The organism is Dolichospermum sp. FACHB-1091 (genome assembly GCF_014697585.1).
Classification (GTDB): Bacteria; Cyanobacteriota; Cyanobacteriia; order Cyanobacteriales; family Nostocaceae; genus Dolichospermum.
The window spans coordinates 135,123-150,461 of record NZ_JACJSB010000003.1 but is presented as its reverse complement, the minus strand read 5'-3'; the positions used below and the strand labels follow the sequence as shown (position 1 = coordinate 150,461).

The following is a 15,339-nucleotide window of genomic DNA, read 5'->3' as shown; positions in this document are numbered from 1 at the left end:
TTTGTATGATCTACCTGTTCTAGTGGTCAATGTCAATAAGAAATACCAAAAATACCCACCACTGTCAACTGCTGACATACAGCACTTCCCGATGTTATGAGGTACAAGAACCCCACCCCCAACCCCCTCCAATATCAAAAATTTATCCTTTTCTTCCCCCCGCAGCGGGGGGATTGAGGGGGGTGCGAGGAGGTGGCTTAAGATGTACCTCATAAGAGCGGAAACCCCTGTAAAAAATGCGGGTTATTCTCCTTACTAAAAAATCTACAGTTTATAACACTTAAACAGGGAAAAATAGATCGATAAAAGATGATCATGTCTACTAAATAATGGGAAACAAAGAAAAATTTATCAAACCAACGGGGAAATTCAATTAACCTTTCTATTTATTTTCTAGGTGAGATGATAACAATACCCAAAGAGACGGATCTTTCATGAGATAAGTTTCCTTTAACCTCCTTACTTAGTCAACTTAAAAGGCACAACAGATATAGAAAAACTAAATAGTTCGATTATAGCATTAATTCACCAGTTATTGACATGATTAAGGAACAAGTCGGGGATTTGAGACTTTTGTTGATTCAACCCCCTAAATACTTGCTTTTTAAATATAGGAATTTGCCTTCATTCCTGCTATAATAGTTTTTCAGTTTTACTATCTAAGTTGGCTGTAGTGTTTGATTCGGGAAATACGATTCTTAACAGGGGAGGAGCGATAAATGTGGTAATAATCACCATCATAATGATTGCTGCCCCTAGTGGTTTGGAAAGGACACCACTAGCAGCACCTACACCAGCGAATACTAAACCTACTTCACCCCTGGGAATCATTCCTACACCAATAGCCAAGCGATTAATTCCCGGTTGACCAAATACTGTTAGTCCTGTCACCACTTTACCAATAATGGCGACGGTAATCAGGAAAGTTGCCATGATTAAGGCTTCTTGATTTGTGGGAATGGCTGGGTTTAAGACTCCTAAATCAGTTTTTGCTCCCACAGTCACAAAGAAAACTGGAACTAGCATATCCGCAATGGGGATAACTTGCTTTTGTAATTCCTTGCGTTTGTCCGTTTCTTCGAGAACTAAACCAGCAGCAAAAGCTCCCAGAATTGCCTCTAAATGGATGACAGAGGCTAGGTAAGACATGATTATGGCAAAAATGAAGGCCGGGATGACTAATTCCCCTCTAGTTTTAAGTTTATCAGCGATCGCCACAAAGGATTTATTAAATACATTACCAAAAACCACCGCCCCAATCAAAAAAGCACTGGCGCTAATAATTAAATAAACCACATTACCGACATCAACCGCGCCATCTTTAGCTAAACTAGCAACTACAGCCAGCACGATAATTCCCAAAACATCATCAATAACCGCAGCACCCAGGATAATCTGTCCCTCTTTAGAATTTAAGCGACCTATTTCCGAAAGCACTTTAGACGTAATTCCAATACTAGTTGCAGTTAAGGCCGCACCAGCGAAAATAGCAGGTATAGCACTAACACCAAATATTGTCATTAACCCCACAGTTCCCGCAGCAAAGGGAACTATCACCCCCACGGTAGCCACAACAAAAGCCTGAATACCCACGGCCATAAGGTCTTTGAGATTAGACTCTAAGCCAATTTCAAACAAGAGGATAATCACACCCAATTCTGATAAAACCGAAATCACCTCAGACTGGGCTGCAAATACCTGTGGTGTCGCTTCTGGACTTAACCCAGCGGTGATTTGCAAAAAGGACATAATCAAAGAATTAGCAGCGTCTGTACCACCTTCAGGGAATATCAACAAATGCAGTACAGAGACACCGATAACCACACCCCCGACAAGTTCACCTAAAACCGCTGGTAAACCGATTTTGTTGGATAATTCCCCCCCCACCTTGCTGGCAAAGTAAATCACGACTAAACTCAATAGTACGGCCGCTAATACCATGGAACTATCTGCTGTTTCTGTGGCTGTAGCCAATAAGGGAACGTTAAAGTTGATTTCCATGAAAAACTGTATTGGTTATACAAAGATCCTTTTTTTTATTTTTACCTATTTTTGGTGGTAATTTGTGCAGTTAACTTGATCTGATCTGCTTTTGGTCGGAATTGAAAAGTTTTATCTCCCGCAGAGACGCGAAAGCGCAAAGAGTAAGTCCTGAAATAGTAGGGTGTGTAAGCATTGCGTAACGCACCTGAATCTATAGGTTTATTATTATACAGAAATAGTAGGGTGTGTAAGCATTGCGTAACGCACCTGAATCTATAGGTTTATTATTATACAGCCTATTAGGTTTATGAGGTACACCCCTTACTTGAAGGGGTGGAGTATTTTTGTACCTCATAAAGTTGAACTCTACTGTAAATTTGGTGCGTTACCTCGCGGATTTTATTTAATAGTTGATTTTATCATCTTTTAACGCTTCTAACGCACCCTACATACTTACTACTAATTTGCTATTTCTGGTCCAATAATTTTAATTCCCTGTTTTTCTTTTTCAGCTAATTCTAAATTTAATAGCAGCAGTCTTTCTAAAATATCATCTTCTGGGTTGAATTGATAAGCTGACATTACCAGTTTATCCAGTTGTTGATGTAGTTTATAAAGTTGACTGCTCGGTTCGGTGAAAAATTTATTATATAATGTAGTGATTCCCCATTGTTTGGTTTCCATTTGTTGACTACGATATTCATGTAGTTCTTCTGTTTTAGTGCGAATTTGTTGGACTAGGTTGATATCTACTGTTTGCGGAAAGGGGAAGGTTTCAAAACAAGTGTTGTGAGTGTAACGAGTGTCACCTTTTAAAGTCGAACTTTGCGCTTTTACCCAAACACGATGTACGTTAGATGTGAGAATACCAAGGATATAAAAATCATCTAATGCGAGAACAGTAATAGAGTTATTAGGTAGCCAATCTTTATTAACTCGTGAAAAAATAAACCATTTAGAATGACAAGGAACTGCAAAATAAAATGATAAAGTAGATAATGCTGTTCTCATTGCTGGTCTTTTTTCACCATATTTCCACCAATTCATTCTGGTAACATCTCTACGATTACTATCACGTTCATATTTAACATAGGTTTTAATGTGTTCAAAAGGTAATTGATAATCACTAGCATCCTCAAGACTCATATCATTAAAATCAATAATCCATCTTTTCGGTGTACCATGAGGATTATCTGTTAAATCTTGTGCTGAAATAGATTGTTTAAGAACATCTTGATTTTTTACATCTGTTTTTATCCAATCTGTAACCTGTTGTTCAGTTACAAAAAATCCTTTTCCCACAGGAATTACACCCTGAAAGCATTTATTGAGATTTACTTTTAACCGCACAGCTTGAGAAACATCAACACTAGATTTTAGAGAAGAATTGATTTGTGAAACTACAAGATCATCTAAATAATATTTTCGCGGTTTATCCTTACACCAATTAATAATACTCACATGAACCTTCGCAGCACCAGACCAAGGTTGTGTAGAAACAGCCTCATGAATATAACCACCATTTTGAGTAATATAATCTAAAGCCGCAATTCTACTTTTACCTTGACTTATAGAATTAGTACCAACCAAACCAACTCTACCCTTCTCATCAATTTTATCATGAGCCAACCGAAACCAATAAGCACAAAAATCTACATCTTTAACTTTCGGAAAACGTTGAAAAATTCTATCTACATATTCATCATTCAAATCCATTCTCATGTTTTTACCACCTAAAAACGGTGGATTTCCAATAATAGCATTAGCTTTGACCCATTCACCAAACAAAGCATCTTGACAAACAATATTATCATCCAAAGTATCCAAAGGTAAAGCAGGTTCAGTTAAACATAAATCATCAATCGCAATTTTCCGCGCTATCATCAAAGTTACCCGCGCTAATTCCACAGCAAAAGGATTTGTATCCATACCATAAAACTGTAAAGGTGTTACCAAACCCATTTCCATTTGTTGACTTTTAGACCCATTCAAAGACTGGATTTTTTCTAAAAGCATTCTTTCCACTCTTTTCAATTGCTGATATGCTATATAAAGAAAATTTCCCGAACCACAAGCAGGGTCCAAAACCCGATAACCTTGTAATTCTATCTGTAATTTTCCCAATTCCTTAACTGTATTTGCTTCCTCAATTTTATCCTCCCAATAACGACTAATTGTGGGACGGACAATTTTCATAATATCTCCCTCAGAAGTATAATGAATTCCCTTCGCGTGACGTTCTTTCTTATCTACCGTTCCCTCAAATAAATTCCCAAAAATCGCCGGACGGACCTTACTCCAATTCTCCCGCGCAGAAACATCTAAAAAATTTAATTCTTCCCTAGTTAATTCAATGGGGTCAATGCGAGAAAATAAACCCCCATTAAAATAATCTACACCTTGATAACGTCCCGCAGGAGTTTTCCCCGGTAGATTCATTTCCCGAAACAAACCACCTAAAAGATCATAGGAACTTGACCCATTCATACAATCTTGAACACAAGAAACAAACAAATCACGGGGTAACAACTGTCTATCTTCCGCAAACATAGCCAACACACATTGTAAAACAAACCGCTGTGCTGTTAACTTTTCAATACCCCTAGCTTCCAACTCTAATAATAACTCTCCCATACGACGAGCAGCCCTTTCCGTCACTTCCACCTGGTTATTTTGGAATATAGGAGTTTTTTGACCTAATTCCATAAAAGCCAACGCTCCCGACCGTGCTGGTAGTTCCTCAAGGGAGATTTTATCTACAGGTGTATCTATCTGAATATCAAAATCAAAAATCCAGAATTGATCAAAATTACATAAGATCACATATTTAGGACGGTTAGGAACTAACCTAGTCCAATAATCAAATGCTTGGGAATAATGTTTATTTAGGTCTTCTCCGCGCTTTTTCATTTCAATTAAAACGCGAGGTTTCCAAACCAAATCAGCAAAACCCGTTTTTCCAGATTTACTACCTTTTTTAATAGCTTCCTCATATTTCGCACCAGCCTCCAAAGCACCTTCATGACCAAAAGCCCGAAAAAATCGGTCAAGAAAAGTTTGTGCTTCTTTACGTTCCTGTCCGGTGATGTGTTGGTTGCAAAATTGGACGAATTTAGATAAACTTTCTGGTGTTGATGATGTCATAGTTTTTTTTCCGAACAACAAGATACCCAACCTGTCAATAATTACAAAAATAACATTTAATTTCCCCAGCAAGTCGCGCGAAAAAAGTAGAATTAGGGGTTGACAATTGATTTTAAAAATGTTATTATAGAACCGACAAGGAAGAACTATCACCAAATAATAAAGTTCAACAACAGAGAAAAACCCTGGAAAACCTCTTACCTTCCTGTTCTTCGTGACTTCGTGGTTAATTTATCTCCTCATCAAAGCCCGCGAAAAAAGCAGATTTAGGGCTTGACAATTAATTTTAAATGTGTTATCATAGAACCGACGAGGAAGAACTATCATCAAATAATTAAGAGATTGGTATTTATTGACTTAAAATAAGAGACTGTGGTATAGGTTCATTAAACCAAAGACAAAATGCGATCGCTATTTAGGAATCGCTGTAATGAAGCTATTGGTTGTGAAGTTAAACCAATTAATAAAAGACTTAAACCCAGTAGCTAACAGAAATGGTCGTAAATATGGATTTACAAGAAACCCAACTCCAAATTTATCAACTAAAGCAACAAATGACTTTAACTTTAGATCATCCAAAATCAGTGAAATTACAAGTCAAAAATATCAGCTTAATTCAAAAACAACTACGAGCTATTAAAAAAGAGGTGAATTTAGCTATTCGAGAAATTAATCAACAAGCTACACAAACTACCCCTGATAGTATCGTCTCTGTTGCTTTAGATTTATTTGGTAAACGTAAATTAGCAGGTCAATTAAGACAAAGTACCAGAAGGGCTATTCAGTCAGAAAAAATTAGCTTGAGACAACCTTACATGGATATTAAAGATTATATTGACCAGTTGCTTTTGGAAGGGGATAAATTGAAGCTAGAAGCAGAACAATATTTATCGTAGCATCTAACTATCATCTCCTTCATTACCTCATGGTTAATTTAACTCTTCATCAAAGCCCGCGAAAAAAGCAGATTTAGGGCTTGACAATTAATTTTAAAAATGTTATCATAGAACCGACGAGGAAGAACTATCATCAAATAATAAAGTTCAACAACAGAGAAAAACCCTAAAAAACCTCTTACCTTCCTGTTCTTCGTGACTTCGTGGTTAATTTATCTCCTCATCAAATCCCGCGAAAAAAGTAGAATTAGGGGTTGACAATTGATTTTAAAAATGTTACCATACAATCGGCGAGGAAGAACTATCACCAAATAATAAAGTTCAACAACAGAGAAAAACCCTGGAAAACCTCTTACCTTCCTGTTCTTCGTGACTTCGTGGTTAATTTATCTCCTCATCAAATCCCGCGAAAAAAGCAGATTTAGGGCTTGACAATTAATTTTAAAAATGTTATTATAGAACCGACAAGGAAGAACTATCACCAAATAATAAAGTTCAACAACAGAGAAAAACCCTGGAAAACCTCTTACCTTCGTGTCCTTCGTGACTTCGTGGTTAATTTATCTCCTCATCAAAGCCCGCGAAAAAAGCAGAATTAAGGCTTGACAATTAATTTTAAAAATGTTACTATAAAACCGACGAGGAAGAACTATCATCAAATAATTAAGATATTGGTATTTATCGACTATTGACTTAAAATAAAAGCGTGTCAGATACGGAATATTTTAGGTTAATGGGTATTTTCGTACCTCACGAAGTTGAAGGGTAAGTCGGTCTAAATTTATACGTTTATTTTCGATTAGAAAGATGCTTCCAGCACGCTACACGGACGCAGCTAAACATACAATACCCACTTTCGTGGGTTTATAAGCCTTGATTTTTCATTGTTTCAGGTATCCCTTACGGAACCGCGGGAATGGGTAGACTTCGCTTGTGTAGTAGCGTATCCCTGACGGGAGGCGAAGCCATATTATATTCGCCCAATACTTTTAAAACATCCTCTTAAGGCAATTTAGCAGAATCAACGTCCACAGTTTCTCTAGTCGGAGGTGTATAACTAGATGTATTTTTGGTACTATTTTCTACAGTCCCCTTTTTAGCCTTCCAACCATCAATTACTAATCCCGAAACTTCAGTAACGAATAAAGTTACAAGGAAAACATCATCAATTTGACCAATAATAGGAATAAAATCCGGAGAAATATCCAAAGGGCTGATTAAATAGGCCACAGTACCAATAATTACCCACCAACGGTATTTAGGATTACGTAATGTATTCCGATACCATGTATACAGGGATTGAATTGAGAAGTTCATACTCTTAACCTCCAGTGATTTTTTTATTTTGGCAAATAATCCTCTAAACTCCCGGTGGGAATAACCGTCAGATTGTGTATAGAAGATGTTACTTCTTAGCAATTAATTAGAAAATTTTGTGAATTTTGCATTAATCTCTAAAATGAAAATGCTTTGATTACTAGTAATGGAGTGAGGAAACCAAAACAGTGGATATTTCAGATTTGTTGAATAAGAGCGGGACCTCTATAGTTTTTGACTTGTTCAAGAAGGGTGGTCCTTCTATGTGGCCTTTGCTGGTTTTATCAGTGCTATCACTAAGTGTGATTTTTGAACGTTTTTGGTTCTGGTTACAGATTCTTACCCAGGAAACACAAATAGTTAATCGTGTTTTGGATGCTGCTGGTGAAAATTGGGAAATAGCGGAAGCAATTGCTGAAAAAGCAAGAAATCAGCCTATTGGTAGGTTTTTATATGCACCTTTACGTCTAAAGAAAAACGATCCAGAAACCTTTAGATTGGCGCTAGAATCAACCGCAGCAGACGAAATAGCAGGAATGCGACGGGGGGAAAAACTTTTAGAAGCTGTAATTGCTCTCTCGCCCCTGCTAGGATTGTTAGGTACAGTCTTGGGTTTGATTCATTCCCTGAGTTCAATTCGTATTGGTGATTTAGGTACAGAGTCTGCTGCTGGTGTTACAACTGGGATTGGGGAATCTTTGATTAGTACAGCCGCAGGATTAATAGTAGCAATTAGTAGTTTGGTATTCTACCGCCTATTTCAAAGTTTTGTTGTTAACCAAGTTAAGGTTTTCAACAAAGCGGGAAATGAATTGGAATTACTCTACCGTCAGTACCCTCCTGATCCTCATAAAATGAATTTAGGGATAGTCTCAAATGGAAAATCATTTCCCGACAATTCTGTAATTGAGTCAGAGGGTACAATTGATAATTCCCCCTTGAACTCTTTACCAGGAGAAGAAGATGAAAGTTAAGTTAGACACTCCCAGTGAAGACGTTCAGATTCAAATTATCCCCTTAATTGATGTTGTTTTTTGTATTCTGACATTCTTTTTATTAGCAGCTTTACAATTTACTCGTCAACAAGCAATTAATGTTGATTTACCTAAAGCTAGTACAGGTACAAGCTCTGCTGCTAATTCCCAAACTAAAAATAACATTTTACCCGTGACAATTGATGCTGTGGGGATGACCTATATAGAAAAAGAACCTGTAAGTCGGGAGCAATTGGAATCGCGTTTAAAGCAATATATCCAAACAAATCCAGAGGGTATTTTAGTATTAAATGCGTCACGTACAGCAACTTATAATGATGTTATTGAAACATTAGATTTGCTACGAAAAGTGGGAGGAAATCGAGTATCCTTGGGTATTATTCCCGGATCATCTCAACCACTGACAAATTCACCTAGCTTCCCTACTATTCCTATTCCGGTAATACCTAATAATCCTAGCAACCCAGGAATTAACCCACCAGGAAACTTCAATTCTTTACCACCCGGTAACCCAAATTTAGCTCCTGTTCCAGGAAAGGGAATAACTCCTGGTATCTTAATTCCCAATAATACTTTACCGCAAGCACCTGTAAAACCGGGAAAAAATAATTCCTCTCCTCAAAATTAATACCATTTCGCCAGAAATTTTGTTTTTGTATGTTTATATTATATCTCTCCATATTTTCCTCAATTACGAGTTTATGGGGAGATTTTTATTGATAAGGACAGTAAACCTAAAGATATTTAGAATAAATTCCAGTTCTGGAAAAAACTTCTGTTAATTTGTAAATAATTGGTTAAGCTACAAAGATTTTTACATCCACAAAACCAAGTTAACCAGGTAATTTATCACCAATCACCATTTACGTTTCAGGGGTTATGGTAATGGATATTACGACGCTGTTAATTGTTTGGTTAGTCACCGCTGTTAGTTTGTTTTTTATTAGTAAATTACCTTTGGGAGTGGAAATTGATACTCCAGAAAAGGCGATTTTATCCGCAGCAGTTTTAGGTATTATTACAGCACTTGTGAAGCCAATTCTCAAACTTTTGTTTGTGGTTCCAAGTTTAGCCAGTTTTGATTTATTATCTGGTATCTTCACCTTTATGATAGCTGTTGTTTGTTTTAGTATTGCTGCTTGGTTGGTAGATGGTTTCTATTTGCGTTTTGGTATTTGGAGTGCTATTTTAGGCGCTTTTGCACTTACTATTATCAATAATATTATTTACAAATTATTGGGTGTATAACTGGTAATTGGTAATTGGTAATTGGTAATTGGTAATTGGTAATTGGTAATTGGTAATTGGTAATTGGTAATTGGTAATTGGTCATTACTTCCTATCACCTATCACCTATCACCTATCACCTATCACCGATATCCATTACTTATTCATTGATTCTAGATGGTGCGGTAGTTGTCTCCGCTTGTTGTTGTCGTTGATCCCGTTTTTTGCGGTCTGCTGACAATATATCTGCCATGACGATGAGTGCTTGCGCCATTTTTTCTAGGTTAGAACTGTATAGTTCTAAATCTTTGATCAGTTTGTCTTCTGAAAGATGTAACCCTTTGGCTATCGTTTTTAGTGCTTCAGTTCGTTGTGTATCATCTTTGACCAATGCCGGAGCAGATTCTGCCAATAATGCAAATAAACCAATAGCAAATAAGCGACTGTATTTAAAGTTAGAATTGGCTGCAATTGCCTCTAGTTGTCTTTGTAAATCTGCATCTTGATTTAAGAGAGTTGCTTGACTCAAACCGACAATTAAATCCTGAACTGGTACCTTGGCCGCTAAAGCTTGTAATCTAGAAGCATCTTGTCGGTAGCGGTGGGGGTCCTGTTCCACTGCGTGACAAATTGCTTGAAAAATTGACTCTTGATCTTGTTCTGGCTGGTAGCCAGCCATGAAGCGGTCAAAAGTTGTCACAACGCCCAAAGCATAAATCCCATCATAGCTAAAATCAACATTGACTGACAGTAGGTGCATTTCTACCATCAATTCTTCCACTACCCGGCGGTAAATAGTATTAATCGGCCTGGTATGAAGGGTGTAGAACGTTTTTTTTGTATCAGATACTGTACGGACGTTATTCACAAAGAGAATTTTTAAGAGGGACGTATTTCCATTTTCTAGTATGAACCAATTAGGGCTAAATAGTTCAAGTTCTCTTGAAGCTATATTCCCGGGTAAGCCCACCACAGTTAAGGTAAGTATCAAATCATGTATATGGGATGATACTTACCTATAAATGTCCTTTAGTGTCATGGTTTTTTAGGCGAATAACCGGAAGTTGATAACTGTCAATTATCAATCAATTATCAATAAATTATCAACTGCCTATTCTTGAATTGGTTTCCAGTTAATCCAATCTTGAGGTTTAAGGAAAGTCTCATACAACTCGGCTTCGGGAGAATTTGGTTCTGGTTGATAGCCATATTCCCAACGGACTAAAGGTGGTAAAGACATGAGAATTGATTCTGTGCGACCGTTGGTTTGGAGTCCAAAAATTGTTCCTCGGTCATAAACCAAATTAAATTCTACATATCTACCACGACGGTATAATTGAAAATTCCGTTGGCGATCGCCGTATTCCATGTCATGGCGACGTTGTACAATGGGGGTATAGGCTGGTAAAAATGCCCCAGCACAGTCTTGAACCAAAGCAAATATATCTTCCCAAGTGCGTGATGGTAAATCCCCCACCTGATTACTATAAATAGCAGCGTCCCCATGAGGATCTGGACCGCGATATATAGAACCTTGACCATCTTGATAATCTAAAAATAAACCGCCAATTCCCCGTGTTTCTCCCCGATGTTTCAGATAAAAATACTCATCACACCAACGTTTAAACACAGGATAATATTCAGGATGATGTTGATCACAAGCTTGTTTTAAAGTCTTATGAAAGTGTACTGCATCTTCAGCAAAGGGATAATAAGGTGTTAAATCTGCCCCACCACCAAACCACCACACAGGACCTGCTTCAAAATAGCGGTAATTCAAATGCACCGTAGGTACATAAGGATTGCGTGGGTGTAACACCAAAGAAGTACCAGTTGCGTAAAAACCATGTCCTTCTGCTTCTGGACGTTGGACTAAAATCGAAGGTGGTAAATGAGAACCCCAAACTTCAGAAAAATTCACACCAGCTTGTTCAAATATTCTACCATCTCGTAGTACACGCGATCGCCCACCACCCCCTTCTGGACGCTGCCAACTATCTTCCTGAAACTTACCAACACCATCTAATTTTTCTAAACCCTGGGTAATTTGGTCTTGAACATACTGCATAAACTGACTAACTCTAGCCTGAGCATTGACACCAGGGAGAAAATTAGATGATTCTTTTGTGATAGTGGGGGTTTGTGAGTTGGTTAACATAGATTCCCGAACCTAAAATTACAATTTCTAAACAATTACAAATTTTTGTTGTCAAAACTTGTCAGCAGTCAGAGTCAAAAATCCGGCTTAATCTGTCAGAACAGCTTTTTATTAGAGGTGAAAACACAACCGTTCAAAACGCCTGTCAATCTCCTTTAGCACGGAAAGTTATTCTTATCCACAGATATCATATCTGAGGGATCATTTTCCTAGTTATACAAATAATCTTATGATTTTGTTTACAGACTTTCTCCATAGTTTTTTTCACAAGGAGGAGTTTGAGTACAATTTTTTCAACAGTCATAGTTACCAGACAAAATATCAAGCAATGTTAAGCATTGTCACGGTTATATGCAGCAGATCAAAATCATACCAAATTGGTTATCCAAACTCATCCACGGTAAACGTCGGCGGTTTTGTGCGTCCCTAGTGCGAACCTATCGAGAAATCAGTTCTGCCTCCGTAGATGAACTTTGGCAAAAAGTCGTAGATTTAACAGATGTTTCCTGGCATCCCCTACTTAAAAGTACCAATGTTCCCTTAGGATTAGTCCCCAAGCCGGGCTTAATTTTTCAAGCAGTGACAAGGTTTTGGCCAATTCCGATTCGGATTTTTGTAGAACGAGTCAGTCCTAAACAGACGTTAAGTATCCGGGTTTTAGCAATTCCTGGTATAGAAGAAAGAGTAATATACCAAGTAGAATCAACCCTTTGCGGATCTTACTTATCTTATTCTGTGACTTTGCGTGGTTGGTTATCCCCCCTCATTTGGTCTTTATCTCGTCCTTATGTAGATCGGGTGGCTAGAGCGCTGATAGAATCTGTAGAAAATCCTGGATTATCCCATAAAAAATCTTTACATGGTGGCTGCTTTGATTTTTAGAGTCTGGGAAATTCTTGACCAATGACTAATGACCCCAACAGGACTTACGCAAAATATCTCTCAAACCCTCTTTTCTTCGTTCTCTTCGTTCCTTCGTGGTTCATTATTCCGTGACTTGTGCGTAAGTCCTACCCAATAAAGTTAAGATTCATCTATCAATGAAAATTTTTTAAGCTTTATAGAAGCAGCAACGGTAAACACATTATGTATGATGTCTTAGATTCCCATTCAGTCCTGGAAGTGTTGCGACCAGTAGAAGATCCAGAACTTCGTAAAAGTCTGGTAGAACTAAACATGATTCGCAACGTTAAAATTGACGGTGGCCAGGTTAGTTTCACTTTGGTGTTAACTACCCCTGCTTGTCCTCTCAGGGAATTTATAGTTGAAGATTGTCAAAAAGCTGTTAAAAAGTTGCCCGGTGTCACAGATGTAATTATAGAAGTCACAGCAGAAACACCCCAGCAAAAAAGCTTACCAGACCGCAATGGTGTTCCCGGAGTGAAAAATATTATTGCTGTTTCTAGCGGTAAAGGTGGTGTTGGTAAAAGTACAGTGGCGGTAAATATTGCAGTTGCTTTAGCACAAACCGGGGCTAAAGTCGGTTTATTAGACGCGGATATTTACGGACCAAATGATCCCACCATGTTGGGTTTGAGTGACGCTGAAATTAATGTTCGTTCCAGTGATGGCCGCGACATTCTCGAACCAGCATTTAATCATGGTGTTAAACTAGTTTCTATGGGCTTCTTAATTGATAAAGATCAGCCTGTCATTTGGCGTGGTCCCATGCTCAATGGTGTAATTCGGCAGTTTCTCTATCAAGTAGAATGGGGAGAATTGGATTATCTGATTGTGGATATGCCACCAGGAACAGGAGATGCTCAATTAACTTTAACCCAAGCTGTACCCATGGCAGGGGTTGTAATTGTGACTACACCACAAACTGTTTCCCTGTTGGATTCCCGTAAGGGTTTACGGATGTTCCAGCAGTTAAATGTACCAGTTTTGGGAATTGTGGAAAATATGAGCTATTTTATACCCCCAGATCAACCAGATAAACAATATGACATTTTTGGTTCTGGGGGTGGTTCTAAAACAGCCACAGAATTAGGAGTCCCCTTATTAGGATGTGTACCATTAGAGATTTCTACGAGAATAGGCGGTGATAATGGTGTACCAATAGTTATTGGTGAACCTGACACAGCCGCAGCTAAAGCCTTAACAGCGATCGCTCTTACTGTAGCAGGTAAAGTATCAGTTAATGCCTTGACATAGAATTTTGGGAAGAGGTGATTGGGAATAATTTATTACCAATTACCCATTACCAATTACCCCTTACCAATTACCCAGTACCCCTTTAAAGCCCTCCGCCTCACACAATGTTATCAAAACCTTCTTTCCCGAAAATGCGTTGGCAATATTGGCTCAAGCCTTGGCAACAAATGGACGGGCTATTGTTTTTTTTACCCGTTGCCGTTAGTATGTTTGGTGGGCTGATGATTCTGAGTACAGAACTCAACCAACCTGTAACCGACTGGTGGTGGCACTGGTTAATAGCCGGTATTGGCTCAACTATCGCCTTATTTTTAGCTCGTTGTCGTTACGAAAATCTAATACAATGGCATTGGTTTATTTACGGGCTAACTAACTTTAGTTTAATAGCGGTCATGTTTGCCGGCACTAGTGCCAAAGGCGCACAGCGTTGGATTAGTATAGCTGGTTTTAATGTCCAACCCTCGGAATTTGCCAAGATAGGATTAATTATCACCTTAGCTGCTTTATTACATAGGTCTACAGCCTCCACACTGGAAAGTGTTTTCCGGGTTTTGGCAATTACGGCTATACCTTGGGCATTGGTATTTTTACAGCCAGACTTAGCCACATCTCTTGTATTTGGGGCTATATTTCTGGGAATGTTGTATTGGGCAAATGCTAACCCCGGCTGGTTAATACTCATGATTTCCCCTGTCATAGCCGCCATCTTATTTAGTATATCTTGGCCATTATCAACACCCATAATGTTATCTAAAGAAATATCATTGAGTATATTAGGTTTAATATGGGCAGTGGCCATGGGAATAGTCGGTTGGTTTAGTCTGCCCTGGAAGAGATTTGGTATTGCTGCTATTGGTTCATTATGTTTAAATATGCTCGGTGGTGAATTAGGTATTTTTGCCTGGAATCATATATTGAAAGAATATCAAAAAAATCGGTTGAGTGTATTTATTAACCCTGAACATGATCCTCTGGGTGCGGGTTATCACTTAATTCAATCGCGTATTGCTATTGGTGCTGGTGAAATTTGGGGCTGGGGTTTATTTAAAGGTCCTATGACTCAACTGAATTTCGTTCCTGAACAACATACAGACTTTATTTTTTCGGCCGTTGCTGAAGAATTTGGCATTGTGGGCTGCTTAATTTTACTATCTATCTTTTGCTTAATTTGTTTGCGCTTACTTCATGTAGCACAAACCGCTAAAGATAACTTTGGTTCGCTTTTAGCCATTGGCGTTTTATCCATGATTGTGTTTCAACTTATTGTTAATGTTGGCATGACCGTGGGTTTAGCACCAGTGGCAGGAATTCCTTTACCATGGATGAGTTATGGGCGATCGGCCATGTTGACTAACTTTATTGCTATTGGTATAGTAGAATCTGTAGCTAATTATCGTCAACGTCAAAAGTATTGAGTTTAAATCACAAAAATCTAGTCCGATATAGTCGAATATTAACATCT

The 15,339-nt window shown here is 38.1% G+C and carries 13 protein-coding genes; 7 read left to right on the top strand and 6 right to left on the bottom strand.

What is annotated here, in order from left to right:
* Positions 1-633: 633 nt before the first annotated feature.
* Positions 634-2,001 (bottom strand): cation:proton antiporter, encoded by a 1,368-nt coding sequence (locus tag H6G25_RS02815; protein ID WP_199319635.1) that lies wholly within the window; start codon positions 1,999-2,001, stop codon positions 634-636.
* Positions 2,002-2,442: 441 nt separating this feature from the next.
* Positions 2,443-5,127, bottom strand: a complete 2,685-nt coding sequence (locus H6G25_RS02810) for a DNA methyltransferase (RefSeq protein WP_190391163.1) — start codon at positions 5,125-5,127, stop codon at positions 2,443-2,445.
* Between the two features lie 494 nt (positions 5,128-5,621).
* Between H6G25_RS02810 and H6G25_RS02805 the strand changes: the two genes are divergently transcribed.
* Entirely contained in the window at positions 5,622-6,023 is a 402-nt protein-coding gene (locus H6G25_RS02805; protein ID WP_242025893.1) for a hypothetical protein, read from the top strand.
* A 1,002-nt stretch (positions 6,024-7,025) separates the two neighbouring features.
* Here the strand turns inward: H6G25_RS02805 and H6G25_RS02800 are convergent.
* Positions 7,026-7,340 (bottom strand): YkvA family protein, encoded by a 315-nt coding sequence (locus tag H6G25_RS02800; RefSeq protein ID WP_190391162.1) that lies wholly within the window; start codon positions 7,338-7,340, stop codon positions 7,026-7,028.
* 263 nt (positions 7,341-7,603) lie between these two features.
* Here H6G25_RS02800 and H6G25_RS02795 point away from each other — a divergent pair, with 263 nt between their 5' ends.
* The 3 genes from H6G25_RS02795 to H6G25_RS02785 all read left to right on the top strand — a co-directional run bounded on the left by H6G25_RS02795 (position 7,604) and on the right by H6G25_RS02785 (position 9,583).
* Positions 7,604-8,314 carry a MotA/TolQ/ExbB proton channel family protein gene (locus tag H6G25_RS02795; RefSeq protein ID WP_190391161.1) on the top strand — a complete coding sequence of 237 codons (711 nt, stop codon included), beginning with the start codon at positions 7,604-7,606 and terminating at the stop codon, positions 8,312-8,314.
* The gene (locus H6G25_RS02790; protein WP_190391160.1) at positions 8,304-8,963 is read left to right on the top strand and encodes a biopolymer transporter ExbD; all 660 of its coding nucleotides are present in this window, start codon (positions 8,304-8,306) and stop codon (positions 8,961-8,963) included. The genes H6G25_RS02795 and H6G25_RS02790 overlap by 11 nt, the downstream gene beginning before the upstream one ends.
* Positions 8,964-9,220: 257 nt before the next feature.
* Positions 9,221-9,583, top strand: coding sequence for a phage holin family protein (locus H6G25_RS02785; protein WP_028090007.1), 363 nt, complete (start codon positions 9,221-9,223; stop codon positions 9,581-9,583).
* Here the strand turns inward: H6G25_RS02785 and H6G25_RS21005 are convergent.
* The 3 genes from H6G25_RS21005 to hemF all read right to left on the bottom strand — a co-directional run bounded on the left by H6G25_RS21005 (position 9,558) and on the right by hemF (position 11,720).
* On the bottom strand, positions 9,558-9,668 hold the full coding sequence (locus H6G25_RS21005) for a hypothetical protein (RefSeq protein ID WP_242034867.1): 111 nt from the start codon (positions 9,666-9,668) through the stop codon (positions 9,558-9,560). The genes H6G25_RS02785 and H6G25_RS21005 overlap by 26 nt on opposite strands.
* A gap of 54 nt (positions 9,669-9,722) precedes the next feature.
* Complete coding sequence (psb29, locus tag H6G25_RS02775) at positions 9,723-10,430, bottom strand: photosystem II biogenesis protein Psp29 (RefSeq protein ID WP_190391159.1); 708 nt, start codon at positions 10,428-10,430, stop codon at positions 9,723-9,725.
* 243 nt (positions 10,431-10,673) lie between these two features.
* Positions 10,674-11,720: an oxygen-dependent coproporphyrinogen oxidase gene (gene hemF / locus H6G25_RS02770; RefSeq protein ID WP_028090004.1), complete on the bottom strand. Its 1,047-nt coding sequence runs from the start codon at positions 11,718-11,720 to the stop codon at positions 10,674-10,676.
* A 369-nt stretch (positions 11,721-12,089) separates the two neighbouring features.
* Here hemF and H6G25_RS02765 point away from each other — a divergent pair, with 369 nt between their 5' ends.
* The 3 genes from H6G25_RS02765 (at position 12,090) to rodA (ending at position 15,292) form a co-directional block, all read left to right on the top strand.
* Positions 12,090-12,602 (top strand): SRPBCC family protein, encoded by a 513-nt coding sequence (locus H6G25_RS02765; RefSeq protein WP_190391241.1) that lies wholly within the window; start codon positions 12,090-12,092, stop codon positions 12,600-12,602.
* A gap of 204 nt (positions 12,603-12,806) precedes the next feature.
* On the top strand, positions 12,807-13,877 hold the full coding sequence (locus tag H6G25_RS02760) for an Mrp/NBP35 family ATP-binding protein (protein WP_028090002.1): 1,071 nt from the start codon (positions 12,807-12,809) through the stop codon (positions 13,875-13,877).
* 104 nt (positions 13,878-13,981) lie between these two features.
* Positions 13,982-15,292, top strand: coding sequence for a rod shape-determining protein RodA (gene rodA, locus H6G25_RS02755; RefSeq protein ID WP_190391158.1), 1,311 nt, complete (start codon positions 13,982-13,984; stop codon positions 15,290-15,292).
* Positions 15,293-15,339 lie beyond the last annotated feature (47 nt).

Excerpts from the sequence above, each read along its gene's own strand:
- H6G25_RS02815 (WP_199319635.1), bottom strand. The coding sequence starts at position 2,001 with ATGGAAATCAACTTTAACGTTCCCTTATTGGCTACAGCCACAGAAACA.
- H6G25_RS02810 (WP_190391163.1), bottom strand. The coding sequence starts at position 5,127 with ATGACATCATCAACACCAGAAAGTTTATCTAAATTCGTCCAATTTTGC.
- H6G25_RS02805 (WP_242025893.1), top strand. The coding sequence starts at position 5,622 with ATGGTCGTAAATATGGATTTACAAGAAACCCAACTCCAAATTTATCAA.
- H6G25_RS02800 (WP_190391162.1), bottom strand. The coding sequence starts at position 7,340 with ATGAACTTCTCAATTCAATCCCTGTATACATGGTATCGGAATACATTA.
- H6G25_RS02795 (WP_190391161.1), top strand. The coding sequence starts at position 7,604 with ATGTGGCCTTTGCTGGTTTTATCAGTGCTATCACTAAGTGTGATTTTT.
- H6G25_RS02790 (WP_190391160.1), top strand. The coding sequence starts at position 8,304 with ATGAAAGTTAAGTTAGACACTCCCAGTGAAGACGTTCAGATTCAAATT.
- H6G25_RS02785 (WP_028090007.1), top strand. The coding sequence starts at position 9,221 with ATGGATATTACGACGCTGTTAATTGTTTGGTTAGTCACCGCTGTTAGT.
- H6G25_RS21005 (WP_242034867.1), bottom strand. The coding sequence starts at position 9,668 with ATGACCAATTACCAATTACCAATTACCAATTACCAATTACCAATTACC.
- hemF (WP_028090004.1), bottom strand. The coding sequence starts at position 11,720 with ATGTTAACCAACTCACAAACCCCCACTATCACAAAAGAATCATCTAAT.
- H6G25_RS02760 (WP_028090002.1), top strand. The coding sequence starts at position 12,807 with ATGTATGATGTCTTAGATTCCCATTCAGTCCTGGAAGTGTTGCGACCA.
- rodA (WP_190391158.1), top strand. The coding sequence starts at position 13,982 with ATGTTATCAAAACCTTCTTTCCCGAAAATGCGTTGGCAATATTGGCTC.